Raw genomic sequence first — 18,072 nt, 5'->3', positions numbered from 1 at the left:
ACGGCGGGCATTTTCCTGTCGCGCGCCGCGCCAACTTGGGTTAAAGACACCCCAAAACGCGCAACGGCAGGGACTTTCGAGAGCTCATGACCATATCCAATACCCGCCCGATCACCCCCGAACTCATCGCCAGCCACGGCCTGAAGCCGGATGAATATCAGCGGATTCTGGATCTGATCGGCCGCGAGCCGACTTTCACCGAGCTCGGCATTTTTTCGGCCATGTGGAACGAGCACTGCTCCTACAAGTCTTCGAAGAAGTGGCTGCGCACGCTGCCGACCAAGGGACCGCGTGTCATCCAGGGTCCGGGCGAAAATGCCGGTGTCGTCGATATCGATGACGGCGACTGCGTCGTGTTCAAGATGGAAAGCCACAACCACCCGTCCTACATCGAGCCCTACCAGGGTGCGGCGACGGGCGTTGGCGGCATTCTGCGCGACGTCTTCACTATGGGCGCCCGCCCGATTGCCGCGATGAACGCGCTGCGATTCGGCGAACCCAGCCACCCCAAGACCCGCCACCTCGTCTCCGGCGTTGTCGCCGGTGTCGGCGGCTACGGGAATTCCTTCGGCGTCCCCACTGTCGGCGGTGAAGTCGAGTTCGATGCCCGCTACAACGGCAACATCCTCGTCAACGCTTTTGCTGCAGGCCTCGCCAAGTCGAACGCCATCTTCCTGTCGGAAGCCAAGGGCGTCGGCCTGCCGGTCGTCTATCTCGGCGCCAAGACCGGCCGCGATGGCGTTGGCGGTGCGACGATGGCATCGGCCGAATTCGACGAGTCGATCGAAGAGAAGCGTCCGACCGTTCAGGTCGGCGACCCCTTCACCGAAAAGTGCCTGCTGGAAGCCTGCCTCGAGCTGATGAAGACCGGCGCCGTCATCGCCATCCAGGACATGGGTGCCGCCGGCCTCACCTGCTCTGCCGTAGAAATGGGCGCCAAGGGCGACCTCGGCATCCTGCTTGACCTCGACACGGTTCCCGTCCGCGAAGAGCAGATGACCGCCTATGAAATGATGCTGTCTGAAAGCCAGGAGCGCATGCTCATGGTTCTCGAACCGTCGAAGGAAGAGGTCGCCAAGGCGATCTTCGTCAAGTGGGGCCTCGATTTCGCCATCGTCGGCAAGACCACCGACGATCTGCGCTTCCGTTGCGTCCACCAGGGCGAGGAAGTCGCGAACCTGCCGATCAAGGATCTCGGCGATCAGGCTCCGGAATACGACCGCCCATGGCGCGAATTCGGCAAGCGCGCGCCGCTCCCGGCCGAACTCGTCGAAGCACCCGCCGATTACAACAAGGCCCTGCTCGACCTCGTCGGCTCCGCCAACCAGTCGAGCCGCCGCTGGGTCTACGAGCAGTATGACACGCTGATCCAGGGCAACTCGCTGCAGCTGCCGGGCGGCGACGCCGGTGTCGTCCGCGTCGAGGGCCATCCGACCAAGGCGCTCGCCTTCTCCTCGGACGTCACGCCGCGCTATGTCGAGGCCGATCCGTTCGAAGGCGGCAAGCAGGCTGTTGCCGAATGCTGGCGCAACATCACGGCCACCGGCGCCGAGCCGCTGGCTGCGACCGACAACCTGAACTTCGGCAATCCGGAAAAGCCCGAAATTATGGGCCAGCTGGTCGAATCCATCAAGGGCATCGGTGAAGCCTGCCGCGCACTCGACTTCCCGATCGTCTCGGGCAACGTCTCGCTCTACAACGAGACCAACGGCGTCGCCATCCTGCCGACCCCGACCATTGCCGGCGTTGGCCTGCTGCCCGACTGGAAGTCGATGGCCCGCATCGGCAGCGCGTCCGAAGGCGACCAGCTGATCCTCATCGGCACCGACGGCAGCCATCTCGGCTCTTCGATCTACCTGCGCGACATCATCGGCAGCACCGATGGTCCGGCGCCGGAGGTCGATCTCTTTGCAGAGCGCCGCAATGGCGACTTCGTCCGCTCCGCGATCCGCAATGCCCAGGTTTCCGCCTGCCACGATATTTCGTCCGGCGGTCTGGCGCTGGCGCTTGCCGAAATGGCAATGTCGTCGGGCAAGGGCCTCAATGTCACGCTGTCAGAGGGCAAGGGTGCCGCCCATGCCCTGCTCTTCGGCGAAGACCAGGCCCGCTATGTGATCGCAGTCAAGGCCGATGTCGCAAACTTCGTTTGTGCCAATGCGGAAGGTGCCGGCGTACCGTTCCGCCGCCTTGGTTCTGTTTCCGGTGAGAACCTTGTTGTCGACGATCTGATCTCGCTGCCCATTCAGCAATTGCGCAATGCCCATGAATCGTGGTTCCCTAAATTCATGGACGGCGGCAACGCGCTTGTCGCTGCCGAATGATGCGCAAGGAGTAAATCGATCATGCCCATGAAACCCGGCGACATCGAAGACATGATCAAGTCCGGGATCCCCGGTGCCAAGGTGACGATCCGCGACCTCGCGGGTGACGGCGATCACTACGCCGCCGAAGTCGTCGCCGAAGCCTTCCGCGGCAAGAGCCGCGTTCAGCAGCACCAGATGGTCTACGAGGCGCTGAAAGGCAACATGGGCGGCATCCTGCACGCCTTGGCGCTTCAGACATCGGCGCCGGAATAAGACAGATGGATGCCCGGCCAAGCCGGGCATTTTCTTTTTCGGCCCCTTCCGCGCCCTAGCGCAATTTTAATCGTCTGCCGTCCATAATTCCCCCGCACACGAGAGCGGCGGATATTGGCATGACTTCTGGTTTCCCGGGCATTGCAGCTGAGGCAGAGAGTAGCGACCGTTCTTCTTCCTGGCTGAGAGTATTTGCGATCATCGCGCCGCTCAGCCTGATCATCGCCCTCCTGGATCTGGCCGACGGTCAGGCGTTTCTCGGCGATATCGACGACAAGATGCGGGAACTTCAGATCCGTCATCTTTTCCTCGGTGGCGGACACTGGTTTGATCTCGGTCTGCCGGTTATTGCAACGCCAGAACCCTACACATCGCCCTGGTCGCGGCTGATCGACCTCCCCTTTGTGACGATTGCCTATCTGCTCTCGCCGGCATTTGGACCGGAGCACGCGCTCCAGATCGCATTCCATATCTGGCCGCCAGCGATGCTTATTGGCTTCAGCGCTCTGACGGCCATGTTCTTCTCCCGGCAGATGCGCAGCGGCGTCGTCATCAGCTATCCGATCCTCGTCATCAGTATCGTTTTTATGACCTATGCGATCTGGGAGTTCGTTCCCACGCGCATAGACCATCACAACATGCAGATCCTGGGCTTGCTGATGATCGGTGTCGGCCTGGAGCGCTGGAGCCGAGGCGGTGGAATTCTGATGGGCATCGGGACGATGATCTGCATCATCGTCGGCCTTGAGGGTCTGCCGCTGATCGCCGTCGCCTTTCTGGGGCTGGTGGGCTGCTTCATCTTTCAGATCGCCGGATCCCGGGATGTCCTTCTCGGCGCGGCGGCCACGATCCTGGTGTTGACATTGCCCGCAGCCTTCGCATTCATCGGACCTGCAGGAATAAGATCGACACAATGCGATTCCTTCTCGGCTCCGTACATCGTGCTGGCGCTGGGCTGTTCATCGATTCTGTTGATTGGCGGATTGGTGCTGCATCGGCAGACAGCACCAATCAAGATTGCTGCCCTTACGGCAATGGGCGGCGCATTCTTAGGCGTGACGGCCTACATCTTCCCGAGATGTCTATCCGGCCCCTACTGGATGATCGATCCGCTGTCGCGTCACGACTGGCTTGACCGCGTTCCGCAGGAATTCAGTTTTATATACTATTTCCAGCATCCGCAGTTCACGATCCTGATGATGCTTGGCGTACTCGTGTGTATCGCCATTGCGGCACTACCGGCCATTCTTCAAGCCGCCCGGCGGGGAAATGCCGGTCTTGCCATCGTCTTTGCAATCGCCGTCGCCAGTCTTGCGATAACACTGCTGCAGACCCGAAACATCCGATTTACCTTCGCTTTCGTACCGCTTTTTCTGCCGTACGCACTGCAAATAGCGACCGTTCCCGAGAGCTTTGGGCCAAACGGCAAGCAGGTTCAGCGCTTCGTCGGCGCCGCTTTGGTATCGGTCATCGCGATCGCGTTGTTGCTCCGTCTGGTTTTCCCGCCCCAGGAACAGAGCTACGACGCGATCGACTACATGGCCTACAGCGAGTGTGAGGGCCAGGATTTCTCGGTTCTGTCATCTGTCGCGCCGGGCAAGATCGCCGTTCCGGCCGGGCTTTCGCTTCCGCTTGCGTTCGCCCTGCCTCCGGGTTTCTCGGTCGCAGCGCTTCCATTTCACCGCGCCTCGCCCGGCATGAAGCGCATGTTCGAACTCTTCACGTCCGCAGACAGCGAAATCCGAAGAGAAGCAGCCGCTCCTTTTGATTATGTCGCCGTCTGTGCGTTTCCGCTACCGGTCGACGCGAGCCAAGCGCCGGTCTATGCTGCGCTTGCGCAAGGCGGCACCTGGCCGGGACTGATCCAGATCAACAATCCATCGTCATCGGATTTCAAGCTGTTTCGCATCGATCACCAACTTTTCCGTTAGCTGATCTCTGCTAGCCCCGCTTTCAACGCCCCGTCAGCCATCACCGTTCCCGCCAACGGCCCAGCGGTCAGCAGCGTGAAATCGAAGGACGCCTGCAAATCAGGGCCAAGCACATATTGCCGGTGTACCCGCAGGAAATCGAGCTTGATCTTCTTGTAGTGCTCGGGCGTCAGCATCTGCTTGACGCGGATGAACAGCATCTTTGCCTGCGGCGCATCACCGTGACCGGAAACGGCGACCACCGGAACCTTATAGAAATGGATGGCGTCCGTCAGACATTGAACGTCGAGCCAGAAGATCGCGGGATTTCGGGCAATGGCGCCGACGCGCGACCGCAACAGGGTGGCAGACTTCAGCAGCGCACATTGCAGCACCGCGGAGCCAAGCGAGGCGAAAACGACACGCTTGCCATCGAGCAGGCCCGGTTCACGCTCAAGCAGCATCCCGAGAACATGCGCAGCCACGCTTGAGCCCATGCTGTGCGATGAGATGACATATTCGTCCGCCTCTTCCGCAAGAGCCGCACGCGCGGCCAGAGCACAGCGCTCCAGAAAGTCCTGGAATTGCGACTTGTTCATGCGCCCCAGCCCAACAGCCATCTCCCAATCGGCAAACAGGTGCAGCGTATGGAATCGTTCCGTGAACGGCAGAAACACAAAGGCAAAGAAGATGCCGGCAAGCGGCAGGCTCCAGACCAGATGCCATGCGGCAAAACCGCCCCCAACAGGCAGCAGCGCGATGGCGGCAGTCAGCAGCATGCCGAGCATCATCAGCAGAAAGGGAAAGATGAAGAAGAGGCCGAAGCGCCACGCGTGGCGGAAATAGCCGGTCATTGCGCCATCGGCGATAATCCTCGCTGCCGCGGCAAATCCATCCGCCATCCGCCGCGCCAAAGGCTTATTGCGAAGCGACTGGACGAGTTCGTCGTGGTCGAAGATGTGGATCGTGTTTTCGGTCTGCCAAGCCGGCGCATTGGCATGAACGGTAAAGCGCAGAGGATAATCGGATGTTTCGGCGTCTCCCGTCTCGACCGCGTAATTCCAGGCCGCAGCACTCTGCTTGGCGGAGCGCTCGTAGCGCGCCCGCTGCGCGCGTCCATCCAGCGGCTCGAAGCCCGGGAAATGCAGGACCACCCGCTTCCTGATCAGTTCCATCACTATCTTTCCGGCAAGCCCCATGGCGCCATTGGCCGCCGCCTTGCACGCCAAATAAGGCGGAAAAAGCACGAACGGACGCGAACTCCGCTTGCTAACCTAAAACATCCGGAATTCAATAGCCTGGGAACCGGTTTGTATCGCAGGGGGCATTGAATGGCCGATCTTATCAAGGAACTTGTCAACGGCGTGGTCGAAAGCGTTCTCAAGGAGATCCTGAAAAAGACCACCGGAAGCAACACGACGAAGCGCACGAAACGTCAGACGCGCTCAGCAATAACAGGCCGGTTCAAGAAGGCTGCCGCCCCGCGCAAGACCGCCAAGAAGCAGGTCAGCAAGCGCCGCACCGCAGCCGTGCGCACCAAGCAGCGCAGCCGCTGAAGACGGCGGCGTAACGAAAGCGCAACAGCATTACCTAGCATGCTTACGATTGGTCTTTTTTTGGCATTGACTGCTGGAATTTGATCGGGCGCATGCTATCTAAAGCAAACGATTGAAACGGTGGGCCTTTAACCCGCCTGTTGAAAGGATTAGGTCCCATGAGCGGCATCAACGAATTCATCGCCAACGAAATCAAGACCAACGACGTCGTCCTTTTCATGAAGGGCACGCCGCAGTTTCCCCAGTGTGGTTTCTCAGGCCAGGTCGTCCAGATTCTCGATTACATCGGCGTCGACTACAAGGGCATCAACGTGCTCGCCGACTCGGAAATCCGCCAGGGCATCAAGGATTACTCCAACTGGCCGACGATCCCTCAGCTTTACGTGAAGGGTGAGTTCATCGGCGGCTGTGACATCGTCCGGGAAATGTTCCAGGCGGGCGAATTGCAGCAGCATCTGCAGGAAAACGGCGTCGCGGTTCGCGCCGCCTCCTGACCGGGCACCGGGCGTCCGTCCGGTTTCCAAACCTGATTTGATTTGAGTCCGAGGCGCTGTGCTGAACAGCGCCTTGGCCTGTTTATGGGAATTTCTAAAGTGACGGACACCTCTCCCACCGTTGCCGCGGGTCGAACACCTATGGGCAAGCGAGAGTTCATCTTTCTGGCTGCCTTCATGATGGCGGTCAATTCTCTCGCCATCGACGTCATGCTTCCCGCCCTCCAGCAGATCGGCGCCAATCTTGGAGTCGAAAGCGAAAATCACCGCCAGTTCGTTGTCTCAGCCTATCTCTTCGGCTTTGGTCTGGCGCAGTTGTTCTTCGGCCCGATATCGGACCGTTTCGGCCGCCGCAAACCACTCTTCGTCGGCCTCGTCATCTATATCTGTTCGGCCTTCGGCATCGCGCTGATCCCGTCCTTTGGCGGCCTGCTGGTGCTGCGTTTCATCCAGGGCATCGGCGCTGCGGCCACCCGCGTCATCACCATATCGATCGTCCGCGACATCTATGGCGGCCGCCAGATGGCCGAAGTGATGTCGCTGATCTCGATGACTTTCATGATCGTGCCGGTGATCGCACCGGGCACCGGCCAGCTCGTGATGCTGTTTTCCACCTGGCACATGATCTTCGTCTTCATCGGCACGATGGCGACGCTGATCCTGATCTGGGCCTATAACCGCCTGCCGGAAACGCTGGCGCCCGCCAATGTCCGCCCGTTCACCGCCAAGTCCGTTATCGGCGGCTTCAAGCTGGTGCTGACCAATCGCAGCGCGCTTTGCTACACGCTGGCGACCACCGTCGTCTTCGGCGCGCTGTTCGGCTTCATCAACTCAGCGCAGCAGGTCTATGTTGGCATCTATGATCTCGGGGTCTATTTCCCCTTCGCCTTTGCCGGCGTCGCGATCTTCATGTCCTTCTCGTCATTCCTGAATTCGCGTCTCGTCGGTCGCTTCGGCATGCGCCGGCTGTCGCATGCCTCGCTGGTCGGCTTCATCATCGTCAACACCATCTGGCTGCTGGTGCAGCTTTATGGTCCGCAGCCAACGCCCTTCCCGGTCTTCATCTGTCTGTTCGGGCTGGCGATGTTCCAGTTTGGCTGGATCGGCTCGAACTTCAATTCGCTGGCAATGGAGCCGCTCGGCCATGTCGCCGGTACCGCATCATCGGTTCTCGGCTTCACCAGCACCATCGGCGGTGCAGCTATCGGTGCGGCCATCGGCCAGGCCTTCAACGGCACGGCGCTGCCGATGGTCATCGGCTATTTCACCGTCGCCTTCATCGGTCTCGGCTTCGTGCTGATTGCCGAAAAGGGACGGCTTTTCCAGCCTCACAATCCGGCTGTCTAGCCAGCCGGACAGCATTTTCTTTGGGGGACTTCATCATGGCGGCGGATCACACGGCGCATATCGAAAACCAGGGCTCGGCCCGCATCGGCATGGGCTTTGCCGAATTCGTCATCACCATCGCGATCATGACCGCGAGCGTTGCAATGGCGATCGACAGCATGCTGCCGGCATTGCCGGCCATCGGCCATTCGCTCAACGTCATCAACACCAACGACGCCCAGCTGGTCATCGCCGTCTTCTTCTTCGGCTTCGGCGTGTCGCAGATCCTGTTCGGCAGCCTCTGCGATGCCTTCGGCCGCCGCAACATCCTGCTTGGCGGTCTCGCCGTCTATGTGCTTGCCATGTTCGGCGCAGCCGCGACATCGAGCTTTGAAATGCTGCTCGTCATGCGCTTTGTCCAGGGGATCGGCGGCGCGGCGGTGCGCATCACCAGCATGGCGATCGTCCGCGACTGCTTCGGCGGCCGCGAAATGGCACGCGTCATGTCCTTCGTGATGATCGTCTTCATGATCGTGCCGATCGTCGCACCATCGGTCGGTCAGCTGATCATCAGCTATGCCAACTGGCACTGGATCTTCATTCTGCTAGGCCTCGTCGGCTCTATCCTTTTCATATGGGCAGCCGCCCGGCTGAAGGAATCGCTGCCGCGCGAGGAGCGCATACCGCTCTCGTTTGCCGCCGTCGGCAATGGCTTCAAGACCGTTTTGACCAACCGCATTACCTGCGGCTACATGATCGGTCTCACGATGTTCACCGGCGTCATCAGCGCCTATGTCATCTCCGTCCAGCAAGTCTTCGGCGAGGTCTATGGCCTCGGCGACTGGCTGCCGATCGCCTTTGCGGCGACCGCCGGTGGCATCGCCGTCGCCAACTTTGCCAACGGCTTTTTCGTCCGCACCTTCGGCATGCGCCGCATTTCCCATGCAGCGGTGCTTCTCTTTACCGTCATCTCTGCTTTCGGCTTCGTCATGGCGCTCGGAGGCACAGTCAATTTCGCGCTCGACTACGCCCTCTTCACGGTGCTGCTAATGCTGTTTGCGGTGATCGCCACCAATTTCACGGCAATCAGCCTTGAGCCGATGGGCAACCTGGCCGGCACAGCAACCGCGATCACCGGCTTCGTATCGACGACTTTCGGCGCCCTTCTCGGCGGCGGCGTCGGCCAGCTATTCAATGGCACAGTCCAGCCGCTCTTCGCAGGTTTTGCCGTCTTCGGTGCGATCAGCGTTGCCGCAACGCTCTGGGCCGAAAAAGGCAAGCTCTTCACCCACCCCGGCGACAGCCCGCAGCTCGATCCCGGTGCTGCCCACTTCTAATAAAAAAAGCCCGCCGGATTGGCGGGCTTTTTTGATTGCGGCACTGGTGGCGAAGCTTATCGCTTGCCCATTGGCTTGCGGCTCTTGTCGCCCTTTACCGACGATGTCTTTGCATCGTAGGCCTGACCGAAATTCGTGCCGCCGAGATGGCCGCCGCCGCTGGTGTTGGCAACCTGGCGTTCGGCTCTGCGAAGAAGCAAGTCTGCATTTGTCTTTTTCATCATGGCTCTCAATATTGGATCAATGAAAAAAGGCTGGGCGAAAACCCAGCCTCCCGATCGTCTGAAGACCAGTGCCAGTACATCCGTGGTCAAAGGTCGAAGACGGTAGTGTTATGCAGTCGCGAGGTTCTCGGCAGCATTCTTGCCGCTGCGATTATCGCGCACGACGTCGAAAGTGATCTTCTGACCTTCAACGAGGTTGCTCATGCCCGACCGTTCGACGGCCGAGATATGAACGAAGATATCGGGCGAGCCATCGCTCGGCTGAATGAAGCCGAAGCCCTTGGCAGAATTGAAAAACTTGACGATTCCATTGTTCATGACGATTTCCTTTCAATCGCGTTGAGATTACCGCCCGGCGCACGCCGTCGGTGAGTGATCGATTTGAGAGGAAAGATTAGCTCGGGCGCTCGAAGCGCAAAAACGAAGCTCAACAGGCAAGTTCGATGCGCCGGTATGTAGACCTCAATTGTGCTCGCATAAAGGCAGATCGTGATTTGGCGAAAACTATTGCGTGTGGAGCGCCGAAATCACCCAATGAGGTGCGCTTCTGTAGCGGCCACCAGAAATTTCTTCCGGGCCTCGCCGGCATCCGCCAAACCATTGAAGGCGTCGAGACAGGTAACCTCCGCACGATACAGAGCAGGTCCTTCCTTCAAGGGCCACTCCGTCACCATCAGGCGGTAGGCGTCATGAACAGTCTTGACGACGCGGTAACGGCCACCGAGCCTGATACGCACTGGAGAAAATGCAGGGATGCTCTTCATGACATCAACCTCACGCAAAACATGCAACTCAACGAATCACCTTGCGAGTCGTTCCGGACCAACGCGCGCCCGTGCAAATCACGGTTCAAGACCGCTTCGGCATGGGATTGATGACGTTTCGTTCATCTGGCGTTCATATTCCTTGCTGCCATCGCTCTTTGGGGTTACTCTTTAAGGGCAACGTTGGAGCAAGAGATGATCAAGACCACCGTCGCGGCGTCCGTATTTGCCGCTTATGCGTTTGCGATGTTCGCAATCGCCTCCCTTCCGCAGAACCTACCGGCGGTGCCGGTCGACCAAATCACCACGAGTTCGACGAACTGACCAAACGAAAAACCCCGCTCGATAAGCGGGGCCGTTTCGTGATCAAAATGCTTGGGAGGAAATATGCTTTCCCTCCTATATATCGAGCATGGATCGAGGCTTTCGGCCTCGCCACCTAAACGGTGAAAACTTCTCTCCGCAGCAACTCCCAGGACACTTTGTCCGGCGCGATCAGCAATCCGCCATCGACGTGATGCGGCAGATAAGGCGTGCCGTCGAAACGCGCTGCATGGGCTCCGGCTTCCTGAGAGATCAGCGTCCCTGCCAGATGATCCCACGGCATCAGCTTGTTGTACGAGAGATAGTGCACGTGCCCGGATGCAAAGGCGCGATATTCATGCGCGGCGCAACGGTAGTTGGCGAGAAAGCGCACCTTGGCCAGATTTCCGAGGATTTCGGCGCGCTTTTCCTTGGCAAAGAAACCGGTCGAGGCCATGCCGACCATCTGGTCAAGTTCGACAGGCTCAGCAACCTTCAGCCGCTCCGTGTCACCATCCGGCCGCTTCAACCAGGCGCCGCCACCCTTCTCCGCCAGAACCCAATCGTCACCCATCGGATCGTAGATGATCCCCGCAACGGTTTCGCCCTTCGACACCACCGATGCCATGACGCCGAAAGCCGGAATGCCGGACGCGAAATTGAACGTGCCGTCGACTGGATCGACGATGATCGCGAGATCCGCGCCTTTCAGGCGCTCGAGCAATACCGGATCGGCAGCCACCGATTCCTCGCCGATGAACAAAGCGTTCGGCCAGAGTTTGGCAGCCTCGGCCTTGATCATCCGCTCGGCCTGCTCATCGGCCTCCGTTACCAGATCGGTCGCCTCACTCTTGGCGCGCACGTCGCCGGCGCTAAGCCGGCGGAATCGCGGCAATATTTCGGCCTTCGCCGCCCGCCGAAGAAGATCGGAAAGCGTCGTGATATCAATTGTCGAGGTCATGATAAGTCCCTGTTTGAGCGTTGCGCCCAGTTACTCGCTCTTCGGTGACGGTTCCGTGACCATCAGGCTCGAAAAATCGAAGAGCTTCGGATCGAGAAGATGCGACGGGTTCACATGGGAGAGTGCGCGCAGCATCGTGTCCTTGCGGCCAGGCATCCGCCGTTCGATATCGGCAAGCATGTCCTTCATCGCATTGCGCTGCAGACCGTCCTGCGAGCCGCAGAGATCGCACGGAATGATCGGGAACTGCATCGCCGCCGCAAACTTCGCCATGTCATCCTCGGCGCAATAGGCAAGCGGCCGGAGAACCATCAGGTTACCTTCGTCGTTGAGCAGCTTCGCCGGCATCGATGCCAGCCGCCCGCCGTGGAAGAAGTTCATGAAGAAGGTCTCGAGAATATCCTCGCGGTGGTGGCCGAGAACCAGCGCATCGCAGCCCTCTTCCTTGGCAATACGGTAAAGATTGCCGCGGCGCAGGCGCGAACAGAGCGAACAGTAGGTGGCGCCTTCGGGCACTTTTTCCTTCACGATCGAATAGGTGTCGCGATATTCGATCCGGTGCTTGACGCCGATGCTTTTCAGGTATTCCGGCAGAATATGCTTCGGGAAGTTCGGCTGGCCCTGGTCGAGATTGCAGGCGGTCAGTTCGACCGGCAGCAGCCCGCGCCATTGCAGGTCGAGCAGCAGCGCCAATAGGCCGTAGCTGTCCTTGCCGCCGGACACGCCGATCAGCCAGCGCTTCTGGCCCTTCAGCATATCGAAATCGTCGAAGGCCTGGCGCATCTGCCGCAGCAGACGCTTGCGCAGCTTGTTGAACGAAACCGAAGACGGCGCATCGGCAAACAGCGCATGGCCGATCCCGCCTTCGTCGGCGGTTTCATCGAGTGCATCGGCAATGTTGGCTGCGATATTCATATTTTCTTCCAGATGGTCAGGACTTTGCCTTTAGCAGAAAGCGGCCGGCAGACACAGCATCAATCGCCGAAAATGGACCACCCGGTGCGCGCCGCCAGCATCTCCAGCGCCACGGCGCCGAGCTGCGAGTTGCCGACCTTGTTGAGCCCCGGCGACCAGACGGCGATCGAGGCCACGCCCGGCGCCACCGCAAAGATCCCGCCGCCGACACCGCTCTTGCCAGGCAGGCCGACATGATAGGCGAAGTCGCCGGATCCATCATAGTGGCCGCACATCAGCATCATGGCGTTGATACGCCGCGCACGCTTCGGCGAGACGACCGAATGGCCGGTCACCGGGTTGCTGCCGCGTGCCGCCAGGAACAGGCCGGCGCGCGCCAGCTGCTCGCAGGTCATCGACAAGGCGCATTGATGGAAATAGACGCCGAGCACGTGCTCGACCGGATGATCGATATTCTTGTAGGCGCGCATGAAATTGGCGAGCGCGAAATTACGGTAACCGGTCTGCGTTTCCGAGCGTGCCACTTTCTCGTCGATCGTCACCGATTCGTCGTCGGCGAGATAACGGACGAAACGCAGCAGCTCGCCGATCGCCTCGCGCGGCGCATGTCCCGCCATGACGACATCGGTAACGGCGATGGCGCCGGCATTGATGAAGGGATTGCGTGGGATACCGCCCTCATGCTCCAGCTGGACGATGGAATTGAAGGCCGAACCTGATGGCTCGCGGCCGACGCGCTTCCACAGGCTCTCGCCCACCTTGCCGAGCGCCAGCGTCAGCATGAAGACCTTGGAAATGCTCTGGATCGAGAAGGGCACCGCCGCATCGCCGACGCTGTAGACCTTGCCGTCGACGGTGGAGATCGTCATCCCGAACTGGTTCGGATCGATCTTGGCGAGTTCGGGAATGTAATCCGCAACCTTGCCCTCGCCGATCCGCGGCGTCAGTTCCTTGTAGATGCTGTCGAGGACTGCCTGCAAATCCACCATGACTTCTCTCCAGAGAACAAAAAAGCCGCCCTGTAAGGCGGCTTCTCCGTATGCGAAAACGCCTCGCGTTGATTAACGCGAATAGAATTCGACCACCAGATGCGGCTCCATGACGACCGCGTACGGCACGTCGGAGAGCGTCGGGACGCGAGCGAAGGTCGCAACCATCTTGTTGTGATCAACTTCGATGTAGTCAGGAACGTCACGCTCAGCGAGAGCGACGGATTCCAGAACCGTTACGAGCTGCTTCGACTTCTGACGAACTTCGATGACGTCGCCGGCCTTGCAACGGTAAGAACCGATGTTGACGCGGACGCCGTTCACAGTCACGTGGCCGTGGTTGACGAACTGACGTGCAGCGAAGACGGTCGGAACGAACTTGGCGCGATAAACGATCGCATCCAGGCGCGACTCCAGCAGACCGATGAGGTTTTCGGAAGTGTCGCCCTTGCGGCGGTCGGCTTCAGCGAAGATTGCGCGGAACTGCTTCTCACGCAGGTCACCGTAGTAACCCTTCAGCTTCTGCTTGGCGCGCAGCTGCACACCGAAGTCCGAAAGCTTGCCCTTGCGGCGCTGACCGTGCTGGCCCGGGCCGTATTCGCGGCGATTCACCGGGGACTTAGGACGGCCCCAGATGTTTTCGCCCATACGGCGGTCAATTTTGTACTTAGACGATTCGCGCTTGCTCATCGTATTTCCTTTCAGAGTGTTAGAACGGTCTGTTGCCAGATCGCTCGAAGGAAACACGCCCTCCTTTGGCCCCTTTTGGGAGGCCCGACAGGATTTTCCGGTTACGCGAACTGGAAAGATCCACGGGACATGTCAAATGAAACACGGGACATTGCTGCCCCGTGCTGGCGCGGTCTTTAGGGATAAGTCACGGGATTGTCAAACGGAATTTGGCTCCGCCGCGTCTGCGCCAGCCGCCTCGATCGAACCGGCAAGCTTTCGCAGCAGACCGGCAAGAGCCCTCCGCTCACCCTCGTCGAGCACATTCAGATGACGGAGCTCGCGGGCCATGTCTTCGCGGAACGCAGCCTCGGCACGAGCGATACCCGTTTCCGTCAGCGCCACCTCGAAGCTGCGCTTGTCCTGCTCCGACCGCCGCCGTTCGATCAGCCCCGCCTTCTCCAGCCTGTCCAGCCTGTGCGTCAGACCGCCGGACGAGATCATCAGCAGGCGATAGAGATCGGTAGGGATCATCCGGTAGGGCGGCCCTGCCCTGCGGATCGTCGAAATCACATCAAACTCGCCGCGATCGAGGCCGAACTCCGCGAAGGTCGCCTCGATCGACGGCCGCACAAGATTGGAGAGCCGGTAGATCCGCCCGAGAATGCTCATCGGCACCGTGTCGAGATCGGGCAGTTCCTCGGCCCAAAGCGCGCGCAGCCGGTCAACGTGGTCTTCCGTCGTCATCAACAGCTCCAATTTATCTTGACGAGAAGATAAATTGGATTATCTTCTCACTAAGATAGTTAGATAGCGAAGTCCGGCGCACGATCCAAGGAGGAAATCATGTTCCACGTCATCCCGCGCGAAGATCAGAACCAGTTCCCCAATCGCACCATCCTCTTTGAAGGCGGAAATTTCGGTGCACCCGTCTCGGTCTTCCTGATCGACAGCGAACCCGGCCAGGGGCCGGCACTCCACACGCACCCCTACACGGAAATGTGGATCGTCCGCTCCGGCCAGGCGCGCTTCACGGTTGGCAACGAAACGCTCGACCCCAATCCCGGCGACATCGTCGTCGTCAACCCCGAGACGCCGCACCGCTTCAAGAATATCGGCACGACGCGGCTCGAGCTCACCTGCATCCATGCAAGCCCCGAAATCATTCAGACTTGGGTTTGAGCGAGATTATTCCGCAGCACTCTTCAGCGCATCATCGTCTGGCGCATCCGCCGAGCCCGGAGCTGTTTCGGCCTGCAGGTCGGGGAATGCGACAATGCGCTTGCCGGTGAAGTCGGTGTGGACGACGATCAGGCCCTGTTCCTCGAAATAACCGAGAAGACGGCGGGCGCGGCGGGCGGAGTGGGTACCGTAGGCACGGGCGATCCGGGCATCCGACGGGCATTGTTCGCCGCCGATTGCGGCCTTCGCCATCATCAGGAACACGCCCTGCAGGTCGTCGGTGACGCCGTTTGAAAGCGAGAGCGCCGTCGCCCAGGCTTCGCCAGCCGCCATGTCCGCATCGACGCCGGAGCGCGACACCGCAACGCGGCGGCGGAATTCCGGCAGCGGCATCGGCGGGCCCGGCACGCGGCGCATGCGCAGACGCACCAGGAACTCCTGGTAGAGCACAGAATCCGTGCGGAAACCCGAGGCCGGATCGTCGAGAATTTCGGCAAGGACCGCCGACAGGCGCTCTTCTCGCTCGTCTGCCGAAAGCTCCGGCTGGCTGCTGCGTGGCTCGGCTGGTGCTGGCGTGGCTGCTGGTGCCGAGCGGGCCAGCTCGGCAAGGATATCGGTGGTCGGCCGCGGTGCTGGCGGAGCGCGGCGAACGAGCGGCCGCTGAAACTCTTCCGGGTCCGGTGTGAAGATCAGGTCTTCGACATCCTGCGGAGCATCCGGCAGCGGCATCAGCTTCGGGCTCGACGAGCGCGCCGATGTCTCGACATTGCCGATCTGGATCGGCAGCGGGCGGCGCGACAATGCCGGACCGAGCGCCACGAAGTTTCCGCGCTTCAGGTCGCGGAACATTTCCGCCTGGCGCCGGTCCATGCCGAGAAGATCGGCGGCGCGCGCCATGTCGATATCGAGGAAGGTGCGGCCCATCAGGAAGTTGGAGGCTTCGGCGGCAACATTCTTGGCAAGCTTTGCCAGACGCTGCGTGGCGATGACACCGGCCAGGCCGCGTTTACGGCCACGGCACATCAGGTTAGTCATCGCGCCCAGCGACATCTTGCGCGCATCTTCCGAAACATCCCCGCCGACTGACGGTGCAAACATCTGCGCCTCGTCGACGACAACGAGAACCGGATACCAATATTCGCGGTCGGCATCGAACATGCCGTTGAGGAAGGCAGCGGCAGCGCGCATCTGCTGCTCGATATCGAGCCCTTCCAGCGTCAGGACGCAGGAGACACGGTGCTGACGGATGCGGTTGGCGATACCGGCAAGCTCGGCTTCGGTCCGCTCGCCATCGACGACGATATGGCCGAACCGGTCGCTCAACGTCACGAAGTCGCCTTCGGGGTCGATGATGACCTGCTGAACCCATTGGGCAGACTGCTCAAGCAGCCGCCGCAGAAGATGTGATTTTCCGGAACCGGAATTGCCCTGCACCAGCAAACGCGTTGCCAGCAGCTCCTCGATATCGAGTGTCGCCGGGCTGCTGCCGGACGCCGTTCCCATATCGATGCCAACCTGCAAGTCGAATTCCTTTTAAAATCTGTCCGCCGTCTCTAGCAGATTCGCCGCTGTCTTTGTTACCCGTCTCTGATGGAAACCCACAGAAAGACTGCAGGCTTCAGACAGCCTCGCGTTCCACAGGACGGCTCTGCGCATCGCCGCTGCGTGGCGTCAGCATCCGGGTGAAGATCAGGCTGACGGAAAGCGGCACGATCAGCACCGCAAGCCCTGCCCTCAGCCCCCAATATTCGCCGATGAAGCCGATGATCGGCGGGCCGATCAGGAAGCCGAGAAGTGCGACGAAGGAGAGGATCGCAAGGCTTGCGGCCGCCGGCCGGTCGGTCAGCGCTGCAGCCGCCGTGACCGCAAGCGGAAAGCCGACCGAGACGCCGACGCCAACAGCCGCAAATCCGATCAGCGCCAGGGGAGCTGCCGGTGCCAGCAGGATGATCGCCATCCCAGCAAGCGAAGCGGTGCCGCAGGCCCGTGCGATCGCCACCGCGCCGAAGCGGCCTTTCAGATAGTCGCCGCTGAACCGCCCGGCGGCCACCATGCACGCGAAGACCGAGTAGCCCAGCCCCATCTGCGCTCCCTCTGAGCCAAAGACATCACGCAGATAGACCGCCGACCAATCGGCGATCGCTCCCTCAGTCATGGTCACGCCAAAAACGAAGGCACAGACGCCGAGCAGCGCCAGCCCCGGAAGCTTGAAACCGCTTTTCGCCGCAGTCTCCGCATGGTGACTTTCCGGCAGTTTCGGCAATCGGGTGCTGACGATGAGTGCGATCGGCAGCACGATCACCGATATCGCCAGGACAGACCAATGCGGCGCAGCGCCGATGGCGATCGCGCCAACGCCGAGCAGACTGCCGAACATGATGCCGAGGCTCCAGAAGCCATGCGACCGGCTCATGATGATCAGCCCGGTGACTTTCTCAGTCAGGTCGGCCTCGACATTCATGCCGAGCTCGACGGTCGACAGCGCAACGCCGAGGATCATCAGCGAGAAGAACAGCAATGTGACGGTCGGCGCAAAGGCCGGCAGCGAGACAACGGCCAGGAAGAAGACGAAGCCATAGATAATCGCCGCCCGTCCGCCGATGCGCGACACGACGCGCCCGGCAAAGGAGAGCGTCAGCAGCGTTCCGACAGGCAAGCCAAGCAGGGCGATCGCCAGATCGGCGGTGCCGAGCTGCAGCTTCGCCTGAATGTCGGGAATCCGTGGCAGCCAGGCGCCGAAGGCAATCGGCTGCAGGAAAAAGATCAGCATGACAAGTCGTTGAAGCGGCACGGCGCATTCCTTCATTCTCAGGCACGGAAGGCGCCGCACCTGATTCCCCGGCAGCGAGTCTGCGTCATCACCAGA

The 18,072-nt window shown here is 60.4% G+C and carries 20 protein-coding genes; 9 read left to right on the top strand and 11 right to left on the bottom strand.

What is annotated here, in order from left to right; translation table 11 throughout:
* Positions 1 to 86 precede the first annotated feature (86 nt).
* The 3 genes from purL (at position 87) to AC1DV9_RS06450 (ending at position 4,507) form a co-directional block, all read left to right on the top strand.
* Positions 87 to 2,321: a phosphoribosylformylglycinamidine synthase subunit PurL gene (purL, locus tag AC1DV9_RS06460; RefSeq protein WP_477946781.1), complete on the top strand. Its 2,235-nt coding sequence runs from the start codon at positions 87 to 89 to the stop codon at positions 2,319 to 2,321.
* A 21-nt stretch (positions 2,322 to 2,342) separates the two neighbouring features.
* Complete coding sequence (locus tag AC1DV9_RS06455; RefSeq protein WP_112387257.1) at positions 2,343 to 2,576, top strand: BolA/IbaG family iron-sulfur metabolism protein; 234 nt, start codon at positions 2,343 to 2,345, stop codon at positions 2,574 to 2,576.
* Between the two features lie 119 nt (positions 2,577 to 2,695).
* Positions 2,696 to 4,507, top strand: coding sequence for a hypothetical protein (locus AC1DV9_RS06450; protein WP_477946779.1), 1,812 nt, complete (start codon positions 2,696 to 2,698; stop codon positions 4,505 to 4,507).
* Here AC1DV9_RS06450 and AC1DV9_RS06445 read toward each other — a convergent pair.
* Positions 4,504 to 5,661 (bottom strand): hypothetical protein, encoded by a 1,158-nt coding sequence (locus AC1DV9_RS06445; protein WP_112516301.1) that lies wholly within the window; start codon positions 5,659 to 5,661, stop codon positions 4,504 to 4,506. The genes AC1DV9_RS06450 and AC1DV9_RS06445 overlap by 4 nt on opposite strands.
* Before the next feature lie 156 nt (positions 5,662 to 5,817).
* Here AC1DV9_RS06445 and AC1DV9_RS06440 point away from each other — a divergent pair, with 156 nt between their 5' ends.
* The 4 genes from AC1DV9_RS06440 (at position 5,818) to AC1DV9_RS06425 (ending at position 9,199) form a co-directional block, all read left to right on the top strand.
* Complete coding sequence (locus tag AC1DV9_RS06440; protein ID WP_477946777.1) at positions 5,818 to 6,042, top strand: hypothetical protein; 225 nt, start codon at positions 5,818 to 5,820, stop codon at positions 6,040 to 6,042.
* 158 nt (positions 6,043 to 6,200) lie between these two features.
* Entirely contained in the window at positions 6,201 to 6,536 is a 336-nt protein-coding gene (grxD, locus tag AC1DV9_RS06435; protein WP_112387253.1) for a Grx4 family monothiol glutaredoxin, read from the top strand.
* Between the two features lie 141 nt (positions 6,537 to 6,677).
* On the top strand, positions 6,678 to 7,883 hold the full coding sequence (locus AC1DV9_RS06430; RefSeq protein WP_112443942.1) for a multidrug effflux MFS transporter: 1,206 nt from the start codon (positions 6,678 to 6,680) through the stop codon (positions 7,881 to 7,883).
* Positions 7,884 to 7,918: 35 nt separating this feature from the next.
* Complete coding sequence (locus tag AC1DV9_RS06425; protein WP_477946776.1) at positions 7,919 to 9,199, top strand: multidrug effflux MFS transporter; 1,281 nt, start codon at positions 7,919 to 7,921, stop codon at positions 9,197 to 9,199.
* A 56-nt stretch (positions 9,200 to 9,255) separates the two neighbouring features.
* Here AC1DV9_RS06425 and AC1DV9_RS06420 read toward each other — a convergent pair whose 3' ends face one another.
* From AC1DV9_RS06420 to AC1DV9_RS06410, 3 genes are all read right to left on the bottom strand, one after another.
* The gene (locus AC1DV9_RS06420; RefSeq protein WP_162702600.1) at positions 9,256 to 9,423 is read right to left on the bottom strand and encodes a hypothetical protein; all 168 of its coding nucleotides are present in this window, start codon (positions 9,421 to 9,423) and stop codon (positions 9,256 to 9,258) included.
* A 108-nt stretch (positions 9,424 to 9,531) separates the two neighbouring features.
* Positions 9,532 to 9,741, bottom strand: a complete 210-nt coding sequence (locus AC1DV9_RS06415; protein WP_112387250.1) for a cold-shock protein — start codon at positions 9,739 to 9,741, stop codon at positions 9,532 to 9,534.
* Between the two features lie 209 nt (positions 9,742 to 9,950).
* Positions 9,951 to 10,187 carry a DUF982 domain-containing protein gene (locus AC1DV9_RS06410; protein ID WP_112387249.1) on the bottom strand — a complete coding sequence of 79 codons (237 nt, stop codon included), beginning with the start codon at positions 10,185 to 10,187 and terminating at the stop codon, positions 9,951 to 9,953.
* A 195-nt stretch (positions 10,188 to 10,382) separates the two neighbouring features.
* Here AC1DV9_RS06410 and AC1DV9_RS06405 point away from each other — a divergent pair, with 195 nt between their 5' ends.
* Positions 10,383 to 10,511, top strand: a complete 129-nt coding sequence (locus AC1DV9_RS06405) for a hypothetical protein (protein WP_310300038.1) — start codon at positions 10,383 to 10,385, stop codon at positions 10,509 to 10,511.
* A 115-nt stretch (positions 10,512 to 10,626) separates the two neighbouring features.
* On the opposite strand, the gene AC1DV9_RS06400 is transcribed toward AC1DV9_RS06405, so the two are convergent.
* The 5 genes from AC1DV9_RS06400 to AC1DV9_RS06380 all read right to left on the bottom strand — a co-directional run bounded on the left by AC1DV9_RS06400 (position 10,627) and on the right by AC1DV9_RS06380 (position 14,771).
* The gene (locus AC1DV9_RS06400) at positions 10,627 to 11,451 is read right to left on the bottom strand and encodes an inositol monophosphatase family protein (RefSeq protein WP_477946775.1); all 825 of its coding nucleotides are present in this window, start codon (positions 11,449 to 11,451) and stop codon (positions 10,627 to 10,629) included.
* 30 nt (positions 11,452 to 11,481) lie between these two features.
* A complete protein-coding gene (ttcA, locus tag AC1DV9_RS06395; RefSeq protein WP_477946774.1) occupies positions 11,482 to 12,366 on the bottom strand; it encodes a tRNA 2-thiocytidine(32) synthetase TtcA in 885 nt (294 codons plus the stop codon).
* A 59-nt stretch (positions 12,367 to 12,425) separates the two neighbouring features.
* Positions 12,426 to 13,355: a glutaminase gene (locus tag AC1DV9_RS06390; protein WP_112387246.1), complete on the bottom strand. Its 930-nt coding sequence runs from the start codon at positions 13,353 to 13,355 to the stop codon at positions 12,426 to 12,428.
* A 72-nt stretch (positions 13,356 to 13,427) separates the two neighbouring features.
* Positions 13,428 to 14,045, bottom strand: a complete 618-nt coding sequence (gene rpsD / locus AC1DV9_RS06385; RefSeq protein WP_477946773.1) for a 30S ribosomal protein S4 — start codon at positions 14,043 to 14,045, stop codon at positions 13,428 to 13,430.
* Positions 14,046 to 14,243: 198 nt separating this feature from the next.
* Positions 14,244 to 14,771: a MarR family winged helix-turn-helix transcriptional regulator gene (locus AC1DV9_RS06380; RefSeq protein ID WP_477946772.1), complete on the bottom strand. Its 528-nt coding sequence runs from the start codon at positions 14,769 to 14,771 to the stop codon at positions 14,244 to 14,246.
* 99 nt (positions 14,772 to 14,870) lie between these two features.
* Here AC1DV9_RS06380 and AC1DV9_RS06375 point away from each other — a divergent pair, with 99 nt between their 5' ends.
* Positions 14,871 to 15,206 (top strand): cupin domain-containing protein, encoded by a 336-nt coding sequence (locus AC1DV9_RS06375; protein WP_477946770.1) that lies wholly within the window; start codon positions 14,871 to 14,873, stop codon positions 15,204 to 15,206.
* A 6-nt stretch (positions 15,207 to 15,212) separates the two neighbouring features.
* Here AC1DV9_RS06375 and AC1DV9_RS06370 read toward each other — a convergent pair whose 3' ends face one another.
* Together AC1DV9_RS06370 and AC1DV9_RS06365 are read right to left on the bottom strand one after the other, a co-directional pair.
* Positions 15,213 to 16,727 (bottom strand): ATP-binding protein, encoded by a 1,515-nt coding sequence (locus AC1DV9_RS06370; protein ID WP_112516146.1) that lies wholly within the window; start codon positions 16,725 to 16,727, stop codon positions 15,213 to 15,215.
* A 97-nt stretch (positions 16,728 to 16,824) separates the two neighbouring features.
* Positions 16,825 to 18,012 (bottom strand): MFS transporter, encoded by a 1,188-nt coding sequence (locus tag AC1DV9_RS06365; RefSeq protein WP_477946956.1) that lies wholly within the window; start codon positions 18,010 to 18,012, stop codon positions 16,825 to 16,827.
* Between the last annotated feature and the right edge of the window lie 60 nt (positions 18,013 to 18,072).

The organism is Rhizobium sp. 01L410, assembly GCF_056400165.1.
Note: the sequence above shows the minus strand (reverse complement) of the source record. Positions and strands in the feature narration are given on the sequence as shown.

Coding starts and splice junctions, on each gene's coding strand:
- purL (WP_477946781.1), top strand. CDS start 87: ATGACCATATCCAATACCCGCCCGATCACCCCCGAACTCATCGCCAGC.
- AC1DV9_RS06455 (WP_112387257.1), top strand. CDS start 2,343: ATGCCCATGAAACCCGGCGACATCGAAGACATGATCAAGTCCGGGATC.
- AC1DV9_RS06450 (WP_477946779.1), top strand. CDS start 2,696: ATGACTTCTGGTTTCCCGGGCATTGCAGCTGAGGCAGAGAGTAGCGAC.
- AC1DV9_RS06445 (WP_112516301.1), bottom strand. CDS start 5,661: ATGGAACTGATCAGGAAGCGGGTGGTCCTGCATTTCCCGGGCTTCGAG.
- AC1DV9_RS06440 (WP_477946777.1), top strand. CDS start 5,818: ATGGCCGATCTTATCAAGGAACTTGTCAACGGCGTGGTCGAAAGCGTT.
- grxD (WP_112387253.1), top strand. CDS start 6,201: ATGAGCGGCATCAACGAATTCATCGCCAACGAAATCAAGACCAACGAC.
- AC1DV9_RS06430 (WP_112443942.1), top strand. CDS start 6,678: ATGGGCAAGCGAGAGTTCATCTTTCTGGCTGCCTTCATGATGGCGGTC.
- AC1DV9_RS06425 (WP_477946776.1), top strand. CDS start 7,919: ATGGCGGCGGATCACACGGCGCATATCGAAAACCAGGGCTCGGCCCGC.
- AC1DV9_RS06420 (WP_162702600.1), bottom strand. CDS start 9,423: ATGATGAAAAAGACAAATGCAGACTTGCTTCTTCGCAGAGCCGAACGC.
- AC1DV9_RS06415 (WP_112387250.1), bottom strand. CDS start 9,741: ATGAACAATGGAATCGTCAAGTTTTTCAATTCTGCCAAGGGCTTCGGC.
- AC1DV9_RS06410 (WP_112387249.1), bottom strand. CDS start 10,187: ATGAAGAGCATCCCTGCATTTTCTCCAGTGCGTATCAGGCTCGGTGGC.
- AC1DV9_RS06405 (WP_310300038.1), top strand. CDS start 10,383: ATGATCAAGACCACCGTCGCGGCGTCCGTATTTGCCGCTTATGCGTTT.
- AC1DV9_RS06400 (WP_477946775.1), bottom strand. CDS start 11,451: ATGACCTCGACAATTGATATCACGACGCTTTCCGATCTTCTTCGGCGG.
- ttcA (WP_477946774.1), bottom strand. CDS start 12,366: ATGAATATCGCAGCCAACATTGCCGATGCACTCGATGAAACCGCCGAC.
- AC1DV9_RS06390 (WP_112387246.1), bottom strand. CDS start 13,355: ATGGTGGATTTGCAGGCAGTCCTCGACAGCATCTACAAGGAACTGACG.
- rpsD (WP_477946773.1), bottom strand. CDS start 14,045: ATGAGCAAGCGCGAATCGTCTAAGTACAAAATTGACCGCCGTATGGGC.
- AC1DV9_RS06380 (WP_477946772.1), bottom strand. CDS start 14,771: ATGACGACGGAAGACCACGTTGACCGGCTGCGCGCGCTTTGGGCCGAG.
- AC1DV9_RS06375 (WP_477946770.1), top strand. CDS start 14,871: ATGTTCCACGTCATCCCGCGCGAAGATCAGAACCAGTTCCCCAATCGC.
- AC1DV9_RS06365 (WP_477946956.1), bottom strand. CDS start 18,012: ATGAAGGAATGCGCCGTGCCGCTTCAACGACTTGTCATGCTGATCTTT.